Origin of the sequence: Streptomyces sp. CB02009, assembly GCF_001905825.1 — a bacterium.
Lineage (GTDB): Bacteria > Actinomycetota > Actinomycetes > Streptomycetales > Streptomycetaceae > Streptomyces.
Genome location: NZ_LIVV01000001.1, coordinates 760,539 through 781,750, shown reverse-complemented (window position 1 = coordinate 781,750; position 21,212 = coordinate 760,539). Strand labels below are relative to the sequence as shown.

Genomic DNA, 21,212 nt, shown 5'->3' with positions numbered 1-21,212 from the left:
CGCCCTTCCGTCCAACTCCCGTACTCCCCCGCCCCATGGAGCGCACCAGACCCGGCGAGGGCCGGACGGTGGATGGCCGGAAGGCGCTCAGGGGCCGGGGGCGGAGGGGTCAGGCCAGGACCGGGCCCGGTGCGCCGGTGAGGCGCTCGGGGGTGAGCAGCTCGGCGAGGCGTTCGGCGGGCAGCAGGCCCTTCTCCAGGGTGAGTTCGACGACGCCGCGCCCGGTGGCGAGCGCCTCCTGCGCGATGGCCGTGGCCGCGGTGTAGCCGAGGTGCGGGTTGAGCGCGGTGGCCAGGCCGATGGAGTTCTCGACGGCGGCCCGGAGCGCCTCGGTGTTGGCGGTGATGCCGCTGACGCACCGGTCGGCGAGGGTCAGGCAGGCGGCGCGCAGGGAGAGGAGGCTCTTCGACAGGGCGTGGAAGATGACCGGCTCGAAGGCGTTGAGCTGGAGCTGCCCGGCCTCGGCGGCCATGGTGATGGTGATGTCGTTGCCGATCACCTCGAAGGCGACCTGGTTGACGACCTCGGGGATCACCGGGTTGACCTTGCCGGGCATGATGCTGGAGCCGGCCTGGACCGGCGGCAGGTTGATCTCGTTGAGCCCGGCACGCGGCCCCGAGGACAGCAGCCGCAGGTCGTTGCAGGTCTTGGAGAGCTTGACCGCGATGCGCTTGAGGACCCCGGAGAGCTGGACGAAGGCGCCGCAGTCCTGGGTGGCCTCGATCAGGTTGGCGGAGGTGACGAGCGGCAGGCCGGTCAGCCCGGCGAGGTTGCGGCGGGCGGTCTCTGCGTAGCCGGGGGCGGCGTTCAGACCGGTGCCGATGGCGGTGGCGCCGAGGTTGATCTCGTGGATGAGCTCGACGGCCTCGGCGAGCCGGCTGCGGTCCTCCTCCAGCATCACGGCGTACGTGGAGAACTCCTGGCCCAGTGTCATGGGCACCGCGTCCTGGAGCTGGGTGCGGCCCATCTTGACGACGTCGCGGAACTCCAGGGCCTTGGCGGCGAAGGCGTCCTGGAGCACGGCCATGGCGAGGAGGAGTTCGCGGGCGGCGCCGATCGCCGCGATGCGGATGGCGGTCGGGTAGACGTCGTTGGTGGACTGGCCGAGGTTGACGTCCTCGTTGGGGTGGAGGCGGTCGTAGTCGCCCTTGGCGTGGCCGAGGAGTTCCAGGGCGCGGTTGGCGACGACCTCGTTGGCGTTCATGTTGGTGGAGGTGCCGGCGCCGCCCTGGACGACGTCCACGACGAACTGGTCGTGGAGCCGTCCCGTACGGATCTCCCGGCAGGCGCCGGCGATGGCGGCGGCCTTGTCGGCGGGCAGCAGCCCCAGTTCCTCGTTGGCCCGGGCGGCGGCCTCCTTGACGGCGGCGAGCGCGTCGATCAGGAGCGGGTAGACGGAGATGGGCGTGCCGGTGACGGTGAAGTTCTCGGTGGCGCGCAGGGTGTGGACGCCCCAGTAGGCGTCGGCGGGGACGTCCCGGTCCCCGAGCAGGTCGTGCTCGCGGCGGACGGGAACGGGGTGCGGGGCCGGTGCGGGAACCATGGGGGTCCTAGGGGTACGCGGCGCGCCCAGGGGGCGCCGGGGGTGCGTGGGGTGGGGTGTCGCCCGTGCGGGACGGGTCGGGCGGCCGCCGTCCGCGAACGCGGTGGGGCCGGGTCAAGAGGGCGTCCGCCGCAAGGCGGGGCCGAGTCCGGGGGGCCGGTCACGGGCGCGCGCCGGGAGCCGGCCGGGCGGGGCCGGGCGCGGGCACGGTGGCCCAGCAGGCCGTACGACGGCGGGACGGGTGGGCCGTACGACGGCGGGGCCGATGGACCGTACGGCGGCGGGGCGGGTGGGAACTCCGCGGAGGTTGGCTCCGGCTCGCGGACGGGCGGGGGGGTGCGCCGCCCGCGAGCCGGGGTTCTGGGGTGCGCCGGGTCAGGCGCGGGCGGCGACGGCCGAGGCCGAGCGGGAGCCGCCGGTGGCGAGGGCCGGTTCCGCGCGGACGGGCCCGTCGAGGAGGCGTCGCAGGAGGGCGGTGCTGTGGGCGGGGTCGCCCGCGCCGCTGCCGCCTTCGGCGAGGAGTGTGGCGAGGACCGCGATCCGCGCCTGGGCGGCGCGGAGCGTGCCGGTGAGCAGGGCCCCGGCGGCGACGAGGTCGACGGCACCGCCGCCGGTGTAGATCTCGGCGAGCGGCCCGGCGGGGACACGGGTGGTCACGGCCACCAGGACGCCCTGGGCGACCGCGTCGGCCACGGCGGCGGCGATCTCGGGGGTGGCGTTGCCCGCGCCGGTGGCGACGAGGACGATGCCGTCGGCGCCGGCGCCGACGGCCGCGTTCAGGAGGAAGGGATCGCCGTCGGAGTGGTGCGTCACGATGGCGACCCGGGGCAGCGGGACGGCACCGGGGACCTCGGGGTCCGCCTTCTCCGCGGCGGCGGGCAGCGGCAGCGGCGCCGGGCGCTCCGGCTGCCGCTCGATGTCGACGCGGGAGAAGCCGACGCGGCCCAGGCGCTCGGCCGAGGGGTCGGAGAAGGCGTCGGCGGCGAGCGTCTGGGTCTTGACCGTGCCGCGGGCGGCGTGGACGCGCCCGTCGAAGACGACGAGGACGCCGAGGTCGCTGACGGAGGAGGCGACCTGGAGCGCGTCGTAGAGGTTGCCGGGGCCGTCCCCGTCCCCGGTGCCGAAGGGGCGCTGGGCGCCGGTGAGCACGACCGGGCGGGCGTCGGTGTGGTGGAGGTCCAGGAAGAAGGCGGTCTCTTCGAGGGTGTCGGTGCCGTGGGTGATCACGATGCCGTCGACGCCGGGGTCGGCGAGGGTCTCGTGGACGGTCCTGAGCAGGGCAAGCTGGTGCGCCGCGGTCATGCGGGAGCTGTTGACGTTGAAGAGGTCGACGACCTCGACGGTGACGCCCTCGGGAAGCGGGGCGGTGGCCAGCACGTCGTTGCCCGAGGCGTCGGCGGCGTATCCGGTGCCCTGCCAGCGGCTGGCTATCGTGCCGCCCGTGCTGATGACGACGATCCGGCGCGCTCCCCCGTCGTTCGTCCGCTTCATGCCGTCCGTCCTCACTCCGTACCGAAATCACCCTGCGTCGCAACGATAGGACAGAAGGCGCGCAAGCCGATTGCGAAATCGCCCGCCGTATCGTTTCGTCGTGGTAGATAATTGCGCCATGGACCGAATCGATCTCCACATCTTGCGCGAGCTTCAGAGCGACGGCCGGCTGAGCAACCAGGAGCTGGCCCAGCGGGTGGGGCTCAGCCCGTCGCCCTGTCTGCGCCGGGTCCGGCAACTGGAGCAGGACGGGGTGATCCAGGGGTACCGGGCGATCATCGATCCGGAGGCGGTGGGGCGGGGCTTCGAGGTGCTCGTCTCGGTGGAGGTGCGGCGGGACCGGGAGACGGTGGAGGCCTTCGAGGAGGCGCTCCGGGACGTGCCGGACGTCATCGAGGCGTACCGGCTGTTCGGGAGCCCCGGCTGCCTGCTGCGGATCGCGGTCGCCGACCTCGCGGCGTACGAGCGGCTGTGGATCGAGCGGCTGACGACCCTCACCGGGGTGACCGAGGTCAATTCGCAGATCATCATGAAGCGCATCAAGGAGCCGAAGGGGATGCCGGTGGACGTCCGGGGCGGCTGAGGACACTCCGGGCCACCACGACCCCAAGAGGCGGGCGCGCGCGGCCCCTTGGGGAGGCGACCACTCGTTTCGGCCATATGCGAACTCGTCATGGAACAGCCTTCTCCTCGTTACATGACAGGTACCTGCCGTGTGCCACTCTCCCGGTGACACGAAGTCAACACGCGTAGACAGCGGCATCGTCGAGCCGACGCCCGCCGTCCCCCGCGTACCGTCCCCGGGAAAGGGCCCCCCATGTCCGTTGTGCGGATCGGCAGCTGGAAGGTGTGGGCGGCGGCAGCCGCCGCCACCCTCGTCGGCGTCACGCTCCCCACGGTCGCCGCTACCCCCGCCGGCGCCACCACCACCGCGTACGACAGCACGTACTACAAGAACGCGATAGGCAAGACCGGCACGAGCCTCAAGTCCTCGCTGCACACCATCATCAGCAGCCAGAGCAAGATCTCGTACGACGCGGTCTGGAACGCGCTGAAGACCACCGACCAGGACCCCGCCAACACCAACAACGTCATCCTGCTCTACAGCGGGACCTCGCGGAGCAAGAGCCTCAACGGCGGCGACGTCGGCGACTGGAACCGCGAGCACACCTGGGCCCAGTCCCACGGAAACTTCGGGACCTCGGCCGGCCCCGGCACGGACCTGCACCACCTGCGGGCGGCGGACGTCCAGGTCAACAGCATCCGGGGCAACAAGGACTTCGACAACGGCGGCAGCGCGGTCAGCGGCGCCCCCGGCAGCTACACGGACAGCAACTCGTTCGAGCCGCGTGACGCCGACAAGGGCGACGTGGCCCGGATGATCCTGTACATGGCCGTCCGCTACGAGGGCGACGACGCCTGGGCCGACCTGGAGCCCAACGAGTCGACCACCAACGGCAGCGTCCGCTTCCACGGGCGCCTCTCGGTCCTGAAGCAGTGGAACGAGCAGGACCCGCCGAGCGCCTTCGAGGAGCGCCGCAACGACATCATCCACACCACCTACCAGGGCAACCGGAACCCGTTCATCGACCACCCGGAGTGGGTCGAGGCGATCTGGTAGGCCGAGCGCCGCAGCGGTGACAGGAGCCGGGCCGGGGTCGTCGTACCCGGCCCGGCTTCCGCGCGTCCGGGGCGGGGCGCCTCGGGGCCGTTCACGGAAAAGCCTCTACGCCTGACCGCCGGGGCCGCCTTCAAACGTGAAATGGCGGATCTTCTCACGCTCTTGGCGTGATCGTCAGACACACCTCAGAGGCGTTATCCATCCGTTACAAACGGTCACTCTGTCCTGGTTCGTGCGCCTTTCCATGTGACCTGGCACATATTTCACCCTCCAGTGACCGACGGCCCATCTATCACGGCTGGGTGTCCACAACAACCCCCTAGGGCCAGGAAGTTCCGAGATCCACTCGGTAGCTTCGGCGCCCATGACCCCGTTGACCACTGGCCTGACGACCACGACCCTTCGCACCACTCCCCCGACGCTCGCGGACGGCGCCGAACTCTGGCGGATCGCACGCGGCTCGGGCGAACTCGACCTCAACTCGCCGTACAGCTATCTGCTGTGGTGCCGTGACTTCGCCGGCACGACCACGGTCGCCCGTGACGCCTCCGGACGCCCGATCGGCTTCGTCACCGGATATCTGCGCCCCGACGAGCCGGAGACCCTCTTCGTCTGGCAGATCGCCGTCGAGGGTTCGCACCGCGGAAGCGGGGTAGCCGGGACTCTGCTCGACGCCCTGTCCGCGCAGGTCGCGGCGGAGCACGGGATCAGCCGGATCGAGGCCACCGTCACCCCGGGGAACCTCGCCTCCGACCGGTTGTTCCGGTCGTTCGCACGCCGGCACGACGCGGAGGTGACGCAGGAGGTGCTGTTCCCGGCCTCCTCGTTCCCCGCGGCGGGACACGAGTCCGAGGTGCTGTACCACATCGGCCCCCTCGGCCCGCCGGCCTCCTGAGCCGTCGACCGCGTACGCCACCCACCCGAACAACACCCTGGAGAAGAGCTTCGTGACCCTCACCGACATCGCCACGCCCTCCGTCTTCGAGACCGTCGAATCGGAGGTCCGCAGCTACTGCCGCGCCTGGCCCGTCGTCTTCGAACGCGCGGTCGGCAGCAGGCTGTACGACGAGCAGGGGCGTCCGTACCTCGACTTCTTCGCCGGCGCCGGGTCGCTGAACTACGGCCACAACAACCCCGTGCTCAAGCGGGCTCTCCTCGAATACCTCGGCAACGACGGCATCACCCACGGCCTCGACATGTCGACCACCGCCAAGCGCGACTTCCTCGAGGCCTTCCACACCACGGTCCTGGAGCCCCGGGCCCTGCCCTACAAGGTGATGTTCCCGGGCCCGACCGGCACCAACGCCGTGGAGGCCGCGCTGAAACTCGCCCGCAAGGTCACCGGGCGGCAGACCGTCGTCTCCTTCACCAACGCCTTCCACGGCATGTCGCTCGGCTCGCTCGCCGTCACCGGGAACGCCGCCAAGCGCGCCGGCGCGGGCGTCCCGCTGCCGCACGCCATCCGGATGCCCTTCGACGACTACCTCGACGGGCAGCTCCCCGACTTCCTCTGGTTCGAGCGGCTCCTCAACGACGCCGGCTCCGGCCTCGACCACCCGGCCGCCGTGATCGTCGAGACCGTCCAGGGCGAGGGCGGCATCAACGTCGCACGGGCCGAATGGCTGCGCGCGCTGGCCGATCTCTGCCGCCGGCACGAGATGCTCCTCATCGTCGACGACATCCAGATGGGCTGCGGCCGCACCGGCGACTTCTTCTCCTTCGAGGAGGCGGGCATCACGCCCGACATCGTCACGCTGTCCAAGTCCATCAGCGGCTACGGGCTCCCCATGGCCCTCTGCCTGTTCCGGCCGGAGCTCGACGTCTGGCAGCCCGGCGAGCACAACGGGACCTTCCGCGGCAACAACCCCGCCTTCGTCACGGCCACCGCCGCCCTCGACGCCTACTGGCGCGACGGCACCCTGCGCGGCCGCACCCTGGGCCGGGCGGACCGGGTGGAGCGCGCCCTCCTCGACCTGTGCGGGGGCGACGCGCGCACCGGTCTGTCCGTGCGCGGCCGCGGCCTCGTGTGGGGTCTCGAGTTCGCCGACGGGGAGCGCGCCGAAGCCGTGTGCCGCCGCGCCTTCGAGACCGGCCTGCTGGTCGAGACCTCGGGCCCGAGCGGCGAGGTGGTCAAGCTGCTGCCGCCGCTCACCGCGACGGACGACGAGCTCGACGAGGGCCTCGGCATCCTGGCCCGCGCCGTCCGCCACACCGCCTGACCCCGCGCCCGACCCCACCTTCCAGCGGCCGGCAGCACAGCCGGCCCGATGACCCGAAAGGCAGTCGTACCCCATGATCGTCCGTACCTTCGACGAGCTGGAGAACACCGAGCGGCACGTGAAGGCCGCCTCGGGCACCTGGGAGAGCAAGCGCATCGTCCTGGCCCGTGAGCGGGTCGGCTTCTCCCTCCACGAGACGGTGCTGTACGCCGGCACCGAGACCGCCATGTGGTACGCGAACCACGTCGAGGCCGTCGTCTGCACGGCCGGCGAGGCCGAGCTCACCGACCACGAGACGGGCCGCACGTACACGATCGTGCCCGGAACGATGTACCTGCTCGACGGGCACGAGCGGCACACCCTCAAGGTCAAGGCCGACTTCCGCTGCCTGTGCGTCTTCAACCCGCCCGTGACCGGGCGCGAGGACCACGACGAGAACGGCGTCTACCCGCTGCTGACGGAACCGGAGCCCGCGTCCGACGACGCCTGAGCCCGGCACGCGACCGACGCCCGAGCCCCGGCACGCGACCGACACACCCACGCGAAAGGAAGCACGCTCCCCATGCCCTCCGCACCCACCCGCCCCGTCGACCTCTACCCCACCCGCGGCCCCAAGGAAGAACTGATCGGCCGCAAGGACCCCGTCGTGTGGTCCGGACCCGGAACGGCGGGCCCCTTCTGGGCCCGTGAACTGGAGGAGTTCGAGCGCGACGGCTTCGCCACGGTGGACGAGATCGTCACCCCGGACGAGGTCGACGTGCTCCGGGCGGAGCTGGACCGGCTCGTCTCCGACCCGGCCGTACGGGCCGACGAGCGGGCGGTCGTCGAGCCCCGTTCCCAGGAGATACGTTCCGTCTTCGAGGTGCACCGGATGAGCGAGGTCTTCGGCCGGCTCGCCCGGGATCCGCGGATCGTCGGGCGCGCCCGCCAGATCCTCGGCTCCGACGTCTACGTCCACCAGTCGCGGGTCAACGTCAAGCCCGGCTTCGGGGCCAGCGGCTTCTACTGGCACTCGGACTTCGAGACCTGGCACGCGGAGGACGGCCTGCCGAGGATGCGGACCGTGTCGGTGTCGATCGCGCTCACGCCGAACCACACCACCAACGGCAGCCTGATGATCATGCCGGGATCGCACCGCACGTTCCTGGGCTGCGCCGGTGCCACCCCCAAGGACAACTACAAGCGCTCGCTGCAGATGCAGGACGCCGGCACGCCGTCCGACGAGGCGCTGACCACGTTCGCCGAGGCCTGCGGCATCCGCCACTTCACGGGCCCGGCGGGCTCCGCCACCTGGTTCGACTGCAACGCCCTGCACGGGTCGGGCGACAACATCACCCCGTACCCCCGGAGCAATGTGTTCCTCGTCTTCAACAGCGTCGAGAACCAGCCGGAGGCGCCCTTCGCCGCCCCGGTCCGGCGGCCCTCGTACATCGCGGCGCCCTTCTCAGATCACGTGTGAGGGCGCGCCGCGCCCGTCCCGACGAGGCCTCCTCGGCGGAACGGCGCTCCTCGGAGGCCCCGCGCTGACCCCGCGGCTTCCGATCGGCCCGCACACAGGAACGCGCGGCCCGGGCATCCCGGGCCGCGCGTTCCTCGCTGCAGTGTCACCGCGCACTCACCGGGCACGCATCGCACGAGCACCCTCCTCGGGCCGCTCAGCCCGCGCACTCCTCCCGGCCCTCACCGGCGTCCTCGACCATGCCGTCCCTCAGGCGGTCCAGGCTTCGGGCGAGCAGACGTGAGACCTGCATCTGGGAGACGCCGATCCGCTCCCCGATCTCCGTCTGGGTGAGCTCCTCCACGAAGCGGAGGTGCAGCAGCAGCCGATCGCGCGGGGCGAGGGCCTCCACGAGCGGGGCGAGGGTGTGGAACTCCTCGAAGAGGGCGAGCGCCGGGTCCTCCTGGCCGATGAGATCGGCCAGGGCCGCGTCCTCCTCCTCGCTGTCGCCGGCGAGCCTGGCGTCCAGGGACGTGGAGTGGTAGCCGTTGGCGGCGACCTGGGCCTCGACCACCTCGTCCTCGGACAGGTCCATGACCGGCGCCAGCTCGGAGGGGCGGGGTGCCCGGCCGAGGCGCGCGCTCAGCTCGTCGGTCGCCTTGGCCAGCTCCACCCGCGCCTCCTGGAGGCGGCGCGGCACGTGCACGGCCCAGGTGCTGTCGCGGAAGAACCGTTTGATCTCACCCACGATGTACGGCACGGCGAAGGTGGCGAACTCCACCTCGCGGGACAGGTCGAAGCGGTCGATCGCCTTGATCAGGCCGATCATGCCGACCTGCAGGATGTCCTCCCGCTCGTCCCCGCGCGACCGGAACCGCCCCGCCGCGTACACCACCAGGGACATGTTCATCTCGATGAGGGTGTTCCGGACGTACTGGTGCTCCGCGGTGCCCTCCTCCCGCGCCGCGAGTTCGCGGAGGAACACCTTCGACAGGGCACGCGCGTCCCGCGGTGGAACGGCGTGCGGGACCTCGGGAAAGGGCAGTTCCCCGCCCATGCCGTTCGTCGCGTACGCCGTCGTCGCCTCGGCCTGATCGGTCCGCACAGGAACAACCTCCTCCGACTCGCGGTCCGTTCAGTTGTCCTTGTCCTCGTACCCCCGCTTTTCGGACGCATTCCCTGTCCGCTCGCGGCTGATTCCGCCCGGCAATGGGCATCACCCCGGTTCGAACGGGAAGACGAAACCCATCACCTCCTGAGGAAACAGTAAGAAACATCAAGAAGCAGGAAGAAACAGGAAGAAGGGGATGCGCGATGAAGACCTGGAGCGACACCCGCCACCCGGCCCCCGGGGCGGACCCGCGCGGTGCCCGGAGTGCCGGTGCGCCCCCGGTCCGTACTCCGGCCGACGCGCGGCAGCTCGTCCGCCACACCCTCGAGGCGCTCGGCCCCCTGCGACCCGCGCAGGTCGAGGACCTGCTGCTCGTCACCTCGGAGCTGGTCACGAACGCGCACCGGCACGCGGGCGGCGTCACCGGATTCGGGATCGGGGTCGGACACGACCAGGTGACGGTGTCGGTGTCCGACGCCAGCGGGCAGACGCCGCTGTACGAGCGCCCCGCGGATCTGCGTCCCGGGGGCTACGGCTGGCCGATCGTGCTCCGCCTGTGCCGCGAGGTGACCGTCGACGCGGGACCCGACGGCAAGACCATCCACGCGGCCGTGGCGGTCGAGCGGTGCGCCGTTCCGGAGCCCGCCGGAACGTGAGCCGGTGACCTTCGTGACCCGATGACCCGCGAGGCCCGCGCTGTGGAAGGCTGAGCCGATGACCTCACGCTCGTACGACGTCCTCGCCGGCGCCCCGGACTCCCCCGTACTGCTCCATGTCCCGCACTCCTCCCGGGTGATACCCCCGGACGTGCGCGAGGGCATCCTGCTGGCGGACGGGGAACTGGGCCTCGAGCTCGACCACATCACCGACGCCCACACGGCGGAGATCGCGGCCGCGGCCGCGGCGGCCGCGGGCGCCACCCCCTGGCAGTTCGTCAACCGGCTGTCCCGGCTGGTCGTCGACCCGGAGCGGTTCCCCGACGAGCGCGAGGAGATGCTGGCCGTCGGGATGGGCGCGGTGTACACGAGGACCACGCACCGGGCGCCGCTGCGTCCCGCCGGATTCGACCCGGCGCCGCTGATCGACCGGTACTTCACGCCGTACGCCGAGGGCATGGCCGCCGCCGTGGCGGAACGCCTGGAGGCGACGGGGCGGGCCGTGATCGTCGACGTCCACTCGTACCCGACCGGGCCGCTGCCGTACGAGCTCCACGGCGAGGGCCCCCGCCCGCCGGTCTGCCTCGGTACCGACGCCTTCCACACGCCGCCGGCCCTGCTGGACGCCGCCCGGGAGGCGTTCGGCGGGTTCGGGGGCCTGGCGACGGACACGCCCTTCGCCGGGACGTACGTACCGCTGTCCTACTACGGCAGGGATCCGCGGGTCAGCGCGCTCATGATCGAGATTCGGCGCGATGTCTACATGAGCGAGCCGGGCGGCGCGGCGGGACCGGGGGTCCAGGCGCTCGGGGCCGCCCTGGCGGCGCTCGTCGACGCCGTGCCGCCGCACCCGGCGGCGTAGGGCCGGTCACGCCTCCGGGCGCCTGCTCATGCGTTCGGTCGCTGCCGGGTGGCTCCGGGGCGGGGGCCGTGCGCAGGCTGGGGGTGGTCCCTGGAGGGATCGCCCCCCGTGCGTGAGGAGACCCGTCGATGGCCGTGCCCGATTCCACCCCGTACCGGTACGACGACCTCGGCGCGCTGTACGTCAACTGCACGCTCAAGCGCTCGCCCGAGGTCAGCAACACCGAGGGGCTGATCGAGCGCAGCCGGTCCGTCATGGAGGCGCAGGGCGTGGCGACCTCCCTGGTGCGGGCCGTCGACCTGGACATCGCGACCGGGGTGTGGCCGGACATGAGGGAGCACGGCTGGGAGTCGGACGCCTGGCCCGCGCTGTACGAGCAGGTGATGGCCGCCGACATCCTCGTGCTCTGCGGGCCGATCTGGCTCGGCGACAACAGCTCCGTGATGAAGCGGGTGATCGAGCGGCTCTACGCCTGCTCGAGCCTCCTCAACGGTGCCGGGCAGTACGCGTACTACGGCCGGGCCGGCGGCTGTCTGATCACCGGCAACGAGGACGGCGTGAAGCACTGTGCGATGAACGTCCTCTACAGCCTCCAGCACCTGGGGTACACGGTGCCGCCGCAGGCCGACGCGGGCTGGATCGGCCCGGCGGGTCCCGGCCCCTCCTACCTGGACCCGGGCTCGGGCGGCCCCGAGAACGACTTCACCAACCGCAACACCACGTTCATGGCCTGGAACCTGATGCATGTCGCCGGGCTGCTCAAGCGGGCGGGCGGCATCCCGGCCCACGGCAACCAGCGCTCGGCGTGGGACGCGGGCTGCAGGCCGGACTTCCCGAACCCCGAGCACCGCTGACACCCGGGGGCCGCTCGGCGAGCCGCGCGGTCTCCCCCGTTCTGACCGCATCTCAGGCCCCGGCTCACACCCCCGTTTTGGATTGTCGGAGGATCATCAATACGATCCGGCGATGATCACGAGAAAACGGCTGGCGACCGGGGCCTGCGCGCTGCTCGCCGCCCTGAGCGTCGCGCTCCTGCCGACGGGCGCGACCGCGGACGCGCCGGTGGCGAAGGAATCCCCCAAGGTCGAGCTGGTCCTCGACGTGAGCGGCTCCATGCGGGCCAAGGACATCGACGGCAAGTCCCGGATGGCCGCGGCCAAGCAGGCCTTCAACGAGGTCCTCGACGCGGTGCCCTCGGAGGTCCAGCTCGGCATCCGCACCCTGGGCGCCGACTACCCGGGGCAGGACCGCAAGCGGGGCTGCAAGGACACCCGGCAGCTCTATCCGGTGGGCCCGCTCGACCGCACCGAGGCCAAGACCGCCGTGGCCACCCTGGCCCCGACCGGCTGGACGCCGATCGGTCCGGCGCTGCTCGGAGCGGCCGAGGACCTGGAGGGCGGTGACGCCACCCGGCGGATCGTGCTCATCACCGACGGCGAGGACACCTGCGCCCCGCTCGACCCGTGCCAGGTGGCACGCGAGATCGCGGCGAAGGGCATCCATCTCGTCATCGACACCCTGGGCCTGGTCCCGGACGCCAAGACCCGGCAGCAGCTCACCTGCATCGCGGAGGCCACCGGAGGCACGTACACCTCCGTCCACCGCACCGAGGACCTCTCCCGCCGGGTCCGGCAGCTGGTCGACCGTGCCGCCGACCCGGTCGTCACGCCCGTGGCCACCGAGGGCGCGCTGCGCTGCGCCGACGCGCCGCAGCTCAAGCCCGGCCTCTACACCGACCGCGAGGCCTTCGGCCAGCACCGCTGGTACCGGGTGGACCTGCTGCCCGGTCAGGAGCTCCGCGCCTCCGTCAGCGTGTCGGCCGACCGCGCCGTCAACAACGACTACGGCGTCCTGCTGCGCGCCGTCACGCGCCACGGCCGGGAGATCGTCCGCGGCTCCGAGGCCGGCGACGGGCGCACCGACGTCATATCGACGGGTCTGCGCTACCCGAAGCCGGAGCTCGACGACGAGACCGAGGACGGCAAGCCGGCCGCGGAGACGGTCTGCCTCCAGGTCAGCAACTCGTTCTCCGCTCCCCCGTCGGTCAAGACGACGCCGGGCATGCCCATCGAGCTGACGGTGGACGTCGTCGACGGCCCGTCGACCGCGTCGGACGTGGCCTCGTTCGGCCTCGGCCGCGGCTGGTGGCTGCTCGGCGCGCTGGTGCTCGTCGGCTTCGTGGCCGGTCTGCTCTGGGGCTGGCTGTCCCGCTGGCGCTTCGCTGTCTGGAGGACCCACTGATGCGTACCGTACGCACGCTCGCCGCGGCGGCCCTCGCGGGCACCGCTCTCCTCGGACTCGCGGCCCCGGCCGCCCTGGCCGACTCCCCCTCGTCCTCGGCCGACCCGGGCAAGGACGCTTCCGCCGCGGGGCCGACGGAGGCCGGAACCACGTTCCGCACCGCCGCCCGGTTCCTCCCCGGCCAGCAGGCCACCGCCCAGGCCGCCACGGGTGACTACCTGTACTGGGTGTTCCCGGCGGACACCGGGCAGCGGCCGACGGTGGACGCCACCGTCACCCTGCCCGACGCGGCCCTGCGGCACGGCCCCGCCACCTGGCGGGTCGACGTGTACGACGGGCTCCGGCGCCGCCAGCCGTGCATGTACGGGACCCAGTCCCGCGCCGCGGCGAAGGAGACCACGACGGTGCGGCTCACCTGTGTGCTGCGGCCCGTCCGTGCCTCGGCCGATGCCTGGTCGAACGACCCGCTGCCCGGCAGCTACTACGTGCGGCTGACCGCCGTCTCGCTGCCGGACGAGGACCTCGGCCAGCCGTTCACGGCCCGGCTCGGGGTGAGCACCGTCGACAAGGGCGGCGCCTACGCGACCGACGGATCGCTCGCCGCTCCGCTCGTGCCCGGCGCGACCACGGCCGACCAGGCGGAGGCCGACGAGGAGGCCGGCCGGCCCTCCGCCGTCGAGGCCGCGGCCCCGGAGGACGGCTGGTCCTCCGGCTGGTGGTCCGACCGCTGGCTCTGGACCGCGGCGGGCGGCGTCCTCGCTGCCCTCGCGGGCATCGGCGGATACGTGCTGACGCGCGGCGGCGGACGGCCGTCCCGGGTCCCGCCGGGCGCCTGACCGCTCCACGGAGACGCGGCGCCCGACCGCTCCACGGAGACACGGAAAGGCCCCCACCGCGATGCCGCGGCGGGGGCCTTTCCGTGTTCCCTGCGGACAGGGTCCGTGTGCGCTCCGGTTCACCGGCGGGAGGCCGGACGGGCCGGGAAGCCGTGGGCGCGGGCCCCCGCCACGAGCGCGACCACCGGGACGAGGAGGACGAGCACGCTCCAGGACAGGGCGCCCGCGCCGAGCGCGTCGAGCAGCACACCGCCGGCGATGCCGCCGCCCGCCATGGCGGCGTTCCAGAGGCTGACCAGCAGCGTCTGGGCGGTGTCGGCGTGCTCGCCGCCCGCGTCGGCGACGGCCGTCTGGAGGAGGGTGGGCGCGCCGCCCCAGCCGAAGCCCCAGAGCGCGGCGGCCGTCAGGACGAGCGCGGTGCCGCCGGCCGGGACGGCGAGCACGGCGGCCGCGACGGCGACGAGGAGGGTGCCGGCGAGGGTGAGGATCCGGAGCCTGCGGTCGATGTGCCGTCCGGTGAACCAGATCCCGGCGAGCGAGGCGGCGCCGAAGACCAGCAGGACGAGGCCGGTGGAGCCGGCCAGCCCGCGATGCCCGAGGTAGGCGGCGACGTAGGTGTAGAGGACGGTGTGGGCCAGGACGAGGGTGAACGTGACGGCCAGGACCGGCAGCACGCCGGGCACCCTCAGGGTCCGGGCGACCGGGGCGCGCCCGCCGTGCGCCTCCCCGGGCAGGTCGGGGACGGCGAGGGCGATCCAGCCGAGGAGGGCGACGGCGATCACGGTCATGGCGGTGAAGGCGACCCGCCAGCCCACGGCCTCCCCGAGGAACGTGCCGGCCGGCACGCCGAGGGAGAGCGCGAGGGGGATGCCGGTCATGGCGACGGCGACGGCCCGGCCCTGGAGGTGCGGCGGGGCGATCCGCCGGGCGTACCCGGCGAGCAGGGCCCAGGCGACGCCCGCGGCGACCCCGGCGAGGAACCGGGCGCCCATGGTGAGGGCGTACGAGGAGGAGACGGCCGTCACGGTGTTGGCGGCGGCGAATCCGGCGACCGAGGTGAGCAGCAGCCGCTTGCGGCGCCATGCGGCGGTGCGGGCGGCCAGCGGGACGGCGGTGAGGGCGGTGCCGAGGGCGTAGACGGTGACCGCCTGGCCCATCGCGGCCTCGCCGACGCCGAGGTCGGCGCTCATGCCGGGCAGGACACCGGCGGGCAGGGTCTCGGTGAGGCTGGTGACGAAGACGGCGGTGGCGAGGGCGAGCAGGGCGAGGAGCGGCAGCCGGCCGGATGTGGAAGGGGTCTCTGGGGTGGAAGGGGTCTCTGAGGTGGCGGGCGCGGCGGAACGGGCCGCCGCTGTCGTGTCGTTGGCCATGGATCTATGCTCGAACCCTCACATTGATGTGAAGGTCAAGCGAGTCCCTGGAGGGGCGTCCATGCGGATCGGGGAACTGTCGGAGCGCACCGGGACACCGCGTCGGCTGCTGCGCTACTACGAGGAGCAGGGTCTCATCGTCGCGGACCGGCTGCCGAACGGCTACCGGGTCTACGACGAGTCGAACCCGGACCGGGTGCTGCAGATCCGGGGCCTGCTGGACGCCGGTCTGCCGACCCGGATCATCAAGCAGATCCTGCCCTGCCTGAACAAGCCGCGGATCATCCATTTCCCGGACGCCACCCCGGAGATGCTGGCCACCCTGGAGGACGAGCGGGACCGGATGACCGAGCGGATCCGCTGCCTCACCCGGAACCGGGACGCGGTGGCGGAGTATCTGGACGCGGTGCGGGAGAAGCTGGAGCCGTCCCGCTGACCGCCGCGCTCCGTGCCGTCCGCACGCTCCAGCGCCCGGCCTGCCGTTCGACCGCGAGCGGCAGCCCGAAGCAGGTGCCGAGGAGCTCGTCGGTGAGCACCCCGTCGACGGGGCCCTGGGCGAGGGCCCGTCCCTCGCGCAGGAGGAACTGGAGTCCACGCTCGCGCTGCTCAAGGGCCCGGGCGAGACAGCGGGGACCTCGGCCTGACCCTCCCGGGTCGGGCCGGGCCGGTCGGGTCGGGTCGGGTCGGGTCAGGTCGTCAGGTCGAGGTCGGGCAGGTAGGTCGAATCGGGGTCAGGTCATCCTGCGCGCGCCGTCCAGCACGGCCTGCCGGATGCGGTGGTAGGTCCCGCACCGGCAGATGTTGCGGATGGTGTCCAGGTCCGCCTCTGTGATCTCGCGGCCGGCCTCCCGGGCCCGCCGCACCTCCGCGACCGCGGTCATGATCTGGCCCGGCTGGCAGTAGCCGCACTGGGCCACGTCCAGGTCGAGCCAGGCCTCCTGCATGGGGTGGAGGTCGCTTCCGACGGTGGCGGGGAGCCCCTCGATGGTGGTGACCTCGTCGTGCGGGGCGAGGTCCTCGACGGGCACGGCGCACGGCGTGAACGCCTTGCCGTTGAGGTGGCTCGTGCAGGCCCGGCAGACGCCGACCCCGCAGCCGTACTTGGGTCCGGTGACGCCCAGGACGTCCCTGAGGACCCAGAGGAGCCGGACGTCGCCCTCGACGTCGGCGGTCACGGCCTTGCCGTTCAGGATGAAGGTGTGCTGCGGCACGGATGCTGCTCCAGGTCTCAGAGGGCGCGGTCGCGGCCGTCGGTCGGAGAGGCGGGGACGGGCGGAACGGTCGGCAGGGGGGTGAAGGCGAGCGGATCGGCGTGGTTGACGGGGAAGACCGTCGGCATGGTGCCGGTGGCCCGGCCGTAGGCACAGGCGACGGCGGCCATGGCGCCGGCCACCGCGAGTTCTCCCGCGCCGCCCGGCTTGTCGCCGGTCGAGGGCATCACGATGATCTCGAGCTCGGGCGGGGTGTTCCACTGCCGGGTGTAGAAGTACTGGTCCCAGCTGCCTTCGAGGAAGTGCCCGTCGCGCAGGTGGAGTCCGGAGGTCAGGGTGAGGGCGATGCCGTCTGAGATGCCGCCCATCATCTGGGCCTCCAGGCCGCGCGGGTTGACCGCGAGACCGACGTCGACGGCGCAGACCGCCTTCGTCACCCGTGGTCCGGTGACGGCGCCGGGGATCTGCCGCCCGGTGGTCCCGGGGCGGCAGTCGATCTCGACGAGCAGGGCGACGACGGAGTGGTACTCGGTGTGGACGGCGATGCCCTGGGCGGTTCCGGCGGGCATCGGCCGGCCCCACTCCCCCACGTCGGCGACCTTGTCGAGGACGGCGCGGGCGCGCGGGTCCTTCAGGAGCCGGCGGCGCATCGCGTACGCGTCCTGGCCCGTGCGCCGGGCCAGTTCGTCGATGACGAGTTCCTGAGCGCAGCGGACGTTGGGCGAGTAGATGTTGCGCATCGACCCGGTGTTGAAGCCCTTGTCCGTCTCCGAGAGCAGCTGGGTGGTGACGCCCAGGTGGTAGGGGCTGATCTGGGTGAGCTGGAACATCGTCTCGGAGAAGGCGAGGTCGCCGACGGGCAGCCGGGCCGCCTCCGCCGTGAGGAGCTCGCCGATGCCGTGCCCGAAGTCGGTGGCCACGGAGGTGTGGCGCTGCTCGTACGTGAGGACCTCGCCGAGCGTGTACGTGGCGCGGACCCGCGAGGTGGACATCGGGTGCGTACGGCCCTGGCGGAAGTCGTCGGTCCGGTGCCACATCAGTTTGACGGGCTTCCCCATGGCGCGGGAGATCTCGGCGGCCTCGGCCGCGGCGTCGTGGAAGAGCTTGCGGCCGAAGGAGCCGCCGCCCTCGGTGACATGGACGCGGACGGCGGAGACCGGCAGACCGAGCGTGCGGGCGATCTGCTCCTGCGCGACGATCGGGGCCTTGAGGGAGCCCCAGATCTCGGCGGAGTCCTCCCGGACGTCGGCGATCGCGCAGTTGGTCTCCAGGGCGGCGTTGCTGGCGAAGTGGAAGGTGAAGCGGGCGTCGACGGCCTTGGTGAGCAGCGGCAGCGGCGGTACGACCAGCGGGAGTTCGGCCCGGCGCAGCTTCGCGAGGACGGTCGCGTCGGAGGCTCCCTCGGCGGTGCCGGGCCCCCAGTCGACGCGGAGGGCGCGCACGGCGTCGATGCACTGGCCGAAGGTGCGGCCGCGGACGGCGACGCCGGTGGAGACCGCGACGACGTCGGTGACACCGGGCATGGCCCGGACCTCTGCGAGGTTGGCGACGGAGCGGACCGTGCCGTTGATGGTGGGCGGGCGGCAGACCATGGTGGGCAGGGCGTCCGGGACCTGGAGGTCCATCGCGAACTTCTTGCGGCCGGTGATCGCTTCGAGGGCGTCGACGCGGCGCTGTGCCGTGCCGATGAGCCGGAAGCGGTCGGGGTCCTTGAGGGTGACCTCGACGGCGGTGTCGGACACGGCCGCGGCCTTCGCGGCGAGCTCGCCGTAGCCGAGCAGCGCACCGGTCGGGGAGAGGACGGCGCCCGCCTTGGTGGTGAGGGTGCCGACGGCCTCGCCGAGGACGAGGGAGGCGGCGTGCAGGAGCCTGCCGCGGGCGACGGCGGCGGCGACGCGCAGGGGGTGATAGGTGGAGTAGGTGGTGTTGGAGCCGCCCGTCAGCTGGTTGAAGAGCAGCTCGGGCCGCGCGTCAGCGAGCGTGACCTCGACCTTGTCCAGGGGCAGGTCGAGTTCCTCGGCGACGATCATGGCGCTGGAGGTGGTGATGCCCTGGCCGACCTCGGCACGGGGCAGCGCGAAGTGGGCGGTGCCGTCCTCGTCGAGACGGATGGTGATGAGGTGGCTGGTGGGGAGCGCCGCGAGGGTGAGCAGTTCGTTGAGGTCGAGGAGTTCGGCGGGTCCGGGGAGCGAGGGGATGAGCGCCGGGGCCGCGGCGGCGGCCTGCCGGGGCGCGAGCGCCTCGGCGCCGAGCGGTGCGGCGACGGTGAGCGTGGGGGCGGCGAGGACGTACCCGAGGAACCGGCGCCGGCTGGTGCCCCGCGGCGCGTCGTTACCGCTCCCGGAGCGCACGTCTCCGTCCCCGCTGCCGCTCGTGGGGTGCCCCTCCCGCACGGGATGCCGCCTCGCCATTCGGTGTGCCCTTCGTCGTGGCCCCGATGCCGACGCACCGGGGTGCCTCCTCGGATGCGGTGATCATCGCCCATGTGGGGTCCCGCCGGGAGCCGTTCGACTCAGAGTCGGCCCGAGGGGTGCGTGGGCCGCGCTCCGGGGAGAAGACGCCGCAGGGCCTCCTCCTGGCGGGCGAACCGCGCGGCTGATCCGGCGCTGCGGCGCAGCGGAGCCGTCCGGGCGAGGCGGCGGACCGGTGCGATAAGGGCGCCGCGGCGGGGCGGACGGACGGCCCCGCGCGTCGCTCGGGTGCGGAGACGAAGCGGGCGGGCGGCGCCCCGGGTCGCCCGGGCGCGGAGGCGGGCGCCCGAGCGGCGCAGGGCGCCGGAGCGGAGCTGGGCGGACGAGATCCTGGCGCGCTGGCCGCCGCCCGCGATCAGGGCGTTGACGGATGCCATCGGGTCGCCGCCCACCGACCGGGCGAGCAACGCGCCGACGACCACCGGCCCGAGGGCGACGGCGAGTGCCGTGCCGGTGGCGGTGACGTGCTGGAGGGGGCGGGTGCGCCGGACGTCGAGGGTCATGACCACAGTCCAGCAGGGCGCGGGCGGCCCCGTATCGGTCCGGATACTCAGGCGGGCGCGGACCGCTACTCAGACGGGACCGCGCGAGGGCCTCCCAGGGGTCCCGCACGAACGTTTCTTCGGCGATCCTCGGGGTCGGCGAACGCGACGAGGCGTTCCCGAACGGCCCATGGGAGGCGGACCGACCGTGACGACGGAGACGACGGAGGCGACAGGGCCTGCGGGGCCCGCAGGTGCGGCAGAGCACATCGGGAGCGGACGGGCTCCGGCAGGCCCCGCACCCGTGCCCGCGGCCGTGCTCGTGGTGCAGCACGAGGAGGACGCGGGCGCGGGACTCGTCGGCGAGCGGCTCGCACGGGCCGGCCTCCGGCTCGACGTCGTGCGGGCCTGGGAGGGCGAGGCCCTCCCGGCCGACCTGGGCGGCCACGCGGGGCTGTTGGTCCTCGGTGGGTCGGTGAACTGCGAGGACGACGAGGCCGCGCCCTGGCTGCCAGGAGTCCGGGCACTCGTCCGGGAGGCCGTGGGCGGGGAGGTGCCGCTGCTCGGGATCTGTCTGGGCGGACAGATCGTCGCCCACGCCCTGGGCGGCTCGGTCACGCCACGCCCCCAGGGGCCGGAGTTGGGCGCCGTGCCGCTCAGGAGACTGCCGGCCGCGACCGACGATCCGGTGCTCGGAGGGGTCCCGGACGGTGCCCCCGCGGCGCAGTGGCACTGGGACGACGTGGACCGGCTGCCGCCCGGCGCGGTTCCGTTGCTGACCGGCGACTCCTGCCCGCACCAGGCGTTCCGGGTCGGCAGCGCCTGCTGGGCGGTGCAGTTCCACCCGGAGGCCGACGGGGCCACGGTGGCGGAGTGGGCGGCCGAGGACGGCGAGCGGCTCCGGGCGTCGGGCCTCGACCCGGAAGCCATGGTGGCCGGGGTACGGGACGCGGAGCCCGCACTCCGCACGGTCTGGGGCGCGGTCGCCGAGGCCTGGGGCGCGCTGGTCCGCGCCCGCGCGGACACAGGGCGGTAGCGGCCGCCGCGCGCGGGCCCAGGTGCTCACCCTTCGGTGAGCACCTGCCCGGCGCGTCCGCTTGGGCAGAGCGGGGGCGGTGGGGTTGCTTGGCCGGGGCGCCGTACCGTACGAGCACGCACATCCGAACGAAGGAGACCGCCGTCATGGCCGACTACCGGATCGAGACCGTCCGCACCGGTTACCGGAACTGGACCGCCCGGAACGACCGGGGCGCGGAGGTCCGGATGGCCGCCGCCGACGACGCCGACGCGCAGCCCTCGTTCACCCCGGTCGAGTTGCTGCTCGCGGCGATGGGCGGCTGCGGCGGGCTGGTCGTGGACCGCACCGCGCGGGCCGTGGACCACGACGACCTGAAGATCGTGGTGGAGTCGGTCTCCGGGCCCGAGGACGACGGCCGGGTGGGCCGCATCCGGGTCAGCTACGAGTTCGAGCTGCCGGACAACAACCCGAAGGCGGCCGAGGTGTTCGCCCGCGGGGTGCGGCTGACGCACGAGAAGTTCTGCACCGTGAGCCGCACGGTGGAGCACGGCGCGCGCGTGGAGGCGATCCTGCCCGACGGCACGGTCGGCTTCGAGGGCTGATCCCCGGCGCGCTCCCCTCGCGCGCTCACCCCGCCCGTTC

General features: G+C 73.0%; 21 protein-coding genes. 14 read left to right on the top strand and 7 right to left on the bottom strand.

All coding sequences use genetic code 11. The annotated features are described in order from the left end of the window. Positions 1-109: 109 nt before the first annotated feature. Both AMK27_RS03460 and AMK27_RS03455 read right to left on the bottom strand, forming a co-directional pair. Entirely contained in the window at positions 110-1,543 is a 1,434-nt protein-coding gene (locus AMK27_RS03460) for an aspartate ammonia-lyase (RefSeq protein ID WP_073902516.1), read from the bottom strand. A gap of 375 nt (positions 1,544-1,918) precedes the next feature. Further along, positions 1,919-3,034, bottom strand: a complete 1,116-nt coding sequence (locus tag AMK27_RS03455; RefSeq protein ID WP_073902515.1) for an asparaginase — start codon at positions 3,032-3,034, stop codon at positions 1,919-1,921. Between the two features lie 118 nt (positions 3,035-3,152). Between AMK27_RS03455 and AMK27_RS03450 the strand changes: the two genes are divergently transcribed. From AMK27_RS03450 to thpD, 6 genes are all read left to right on the top strand, one after another. Beyond that, positions 3,153-3,617, top strand: coding sequence for an Lrp/AsnC family transcriptional regulator (locus tag AMK27_RS03450; protein WP_073902514.1), 465 nt, complete (start codon positions 3,153-3,155; stop codon positions 3,615-3,617). 234 nt (positions 3,618-3,851) lie between these two features. Next, a complete protein-coding gene (locus tag AMK27_RS03445; RefSeq protein ID WP_073902513.1) occupies positions 3,852-4,655 on the top strand; it encodes an endonuclease I family protein in 804 nt (267 codons plus the stop codon). 364 nt (positions 4,656-5,019) lie between these two features. Continuing rightward, positions 5,020-5,550, top strand: coding sequence for a diaminobutyrate acetyltransferase (gene ectA, locus AMK27_RS03440; protein WP_073902512.1), 531 nt, complete (start codon positions 5,020-5,022; stop codon positions 5,548-5,550). Positions 5,551-5,602: 52 nt separating this feature from the next. Next, positions 5,603-6,874 carry a diaminobutyrate--2-oxoglutarate transaminase gene (gene ectB / locus AMK27_RS03435; protein ID WP_073902511.1) on the top strand — a complete coding sequence of 424 codons (1,272 nt, stop codon included), beginning with the start codon at positions 5,603-5,605 and terminating at the stop codon, positions 6,872-6,874. A gap of 73 nt (positions 6,875-6,947) precedes the next feature. Beyond that, the gene (locus tag AMK27_RS03430) at positions 6,948-7,364 is read left to right on the top strand and encodes an ectoine synthase (protein ID WP_073902510.1); all 417 of its coding nucleotides are present in this window, start codon (positions 6,948-6,950) and stop codon (positions 7,362-7,364) included. Between the two features lie 72 nt (positions 7,365-7,436). Next, positions 7,437-8,333: an ectoine hydroxylase gene (thpD, locus tag AMK27_RS03425; protein ID WP_073902509.1), complete on the top strand. Its 897-nt coding sequence runs from the start codon at positions 7,437-7,439 to the stop codon at positions 8,331-8,333. A 196-nt stretch (positions 8,334-8,529) separates the two neighbouring features. Here the strand turns inward: thpD and AMK27_RS03420 are convergent, their stop codons facing one another. Further along, positions 8,530-9,369, bottom strand: a complete 840-nt coding sequence (locus AMK27_RS03420; protein WP_073903883.1) for a SigB/SigF/SigG family RNA polymerase sigma factor — start codon at positions 9,367-9,369, stop codon at positions 8,530-8,532. A gap of 257 nt (positions 9,370-9,626) precedes the next feature. Here AMK27_RS03420 and AMK27_RS03415 point away from each other — a divergent pair, with 257 nt between their 5' ends. From AMK27_RS03415 to AMK27_RS03395, 5 genes are all read left to right on the top strand, one after another. Then, positions 9,627-10,079, top strand: a complete 453-nt coding sequence (locus AMK27_RS03415) for an ATP-binding protein (protein WP_107425464.1) — start codon at positions 9,627-9,629, stop codon at positions 10,077-10,079. 58 nt (positions 10,080-10,137) lie between these two features. Further along, entirely contained in the window at positions 10,138-10,941 is an 804-nt protein-coding gene (locus AMK27_RS03410; protein WP_073902508.1) for an N-formylglutamate amidohydrolase, read from the top strand. A 128-nt stretch (positions 10,942-11,069) separates the two neighbouring features. Continuing rightward, on the top strand, positions 11,070-11,795 hold the full coding sequence (locus AMK27_RS03405; protein ID WP_073902507.1) for a flavodoxin family protein: 726 nt from the start codon (positions 11,070-11,072) through the stop codon (positions 11,793-11,795). A 112-nt stretch (positions 11,796-11,907) separates the two neighbouring features. Then, on the top strand, positions 11,908-13,182 hold the full coding sequence (locus AMK27_RS03400) for a VWA domain-containing protein (RefSeq protein WP_073902506.1): 1,275 nt from the start codon (positions 11,908-11,910) through the stop codon (positions 13,180-13,182). Continuing rightward, on the top strand, positions 13,182-14,018 hold the full coding sequence (locus AMK27_RS03395; protein WP_073902505.1) for a hypothetical protein: 837 nt from the start codon (positions 13,182-13,184) through the stop codon (positions 14,016-14,018). Before AMK27_RS03400 ends, AMK27_RS03395 begins: the two co-directional genes overlap by 1 nt. Before the next feature lie 119 nt (positions 14,019-14,137). On the opposite strand, the gene AMK27_RS03390 is transcribed toward AMK27_RS03395, so the two are convergent. After that, positions 14,138-15,388, bottom strand: coding sequence for an MFS transporter (locus AMK27_RS03390; protein WP_073902504.1), 1,251 nt, complete (start codon positions 15,386-15,388; stop codon positions 14,138-14,140). A gap of 61 nt (positions 15,389-15,449) precedes the next feature. On the opposite strand from AMK27_RS03390, the gene AMK27_RS03385 reads away from it, so the two are divergent. After that, a complete protein-coding gene (locus AMK27_RS03385) occupies positions 15,450-15,824 on the top strand; it encodes a MerR family transcriptional regulator (protein ID WP_073902503.1) in 375 nt (124 codons plus the stop codon). 295 nt (positions 15,825-16,119) lie between these two features. Here the strand turns inward: AMK27_RS03385 and AMK27_RS03375 are convergent, their stop codons facing one another. From AMK27_RS03375 to AMK27_RS43355, 3 genes are all read right to left on the bottom strand, one after another. Then, positions 16,120-16,599, bottom strand: coding sequence for a (2Fe-2S)-binding protein (locus AMK27_RS03375; RefSeq protein ID WP_073902502.1), 480 nt, complete (start codon positions 16,597-16,599; stop codon positions 16,120-16,122). 17 nt (positions 16,600-16,616) lie between these two features. Next, positions 16,617-19,010 (bottom strand): molybdopterin cofactor-binding domain-containing protein, encoded by a 2,394-nt coding sequence (locus tag AMK27_RS03370; protein ID WP_073902501.1) that lies wholly within the window; start codon positions 19,008-19,010, stop codon positions 16,617-16,619. Between the two features lie 101 nt (positions 19,011-19,111). Continuing rightward, a complete protein-coding gene (locus AMK27_RS43355; protein ID WP_073902500.1) occupies positions 19,112-19,573 on the bottom strand; it encodes a hypothetical protein in 462 nt (153 codons plus the stop codon). Between the two features lie 283 nt (positions 19,574-19,856). Between AMK27_RS43355 and AMK27_RS03360 the strand changes: the two genes are divergently transcribed. Together AMK27_RS03360 and AMK27_RS03355 are read left to right on the top strand one after the other, a co-directional pair. Further along, on the top strand, positions 19,857-20,588 hold the full coding sequence (locus AMK27_RS03360) for a type 1 glutamine amidotransferase (protein ID WP_241847288.1): 732 nt from the start codon (positions 19,857-19,859) through the stop codon (positions 20,586-20,588). Between the two features lie 146 nt (positions 20,589-20,734). Beyond that, a complete protein-coding gene (locus AMK27_RS03355; RefSeq protein ID WP_073902499.1) occupies positions 20,735-21,172 on the top strand; it encodes an OsmC family protein in 438 nt (145 codons plus the stop codon). Positions 21,173-21,212 lie beyond the last annotated feature (40 nt).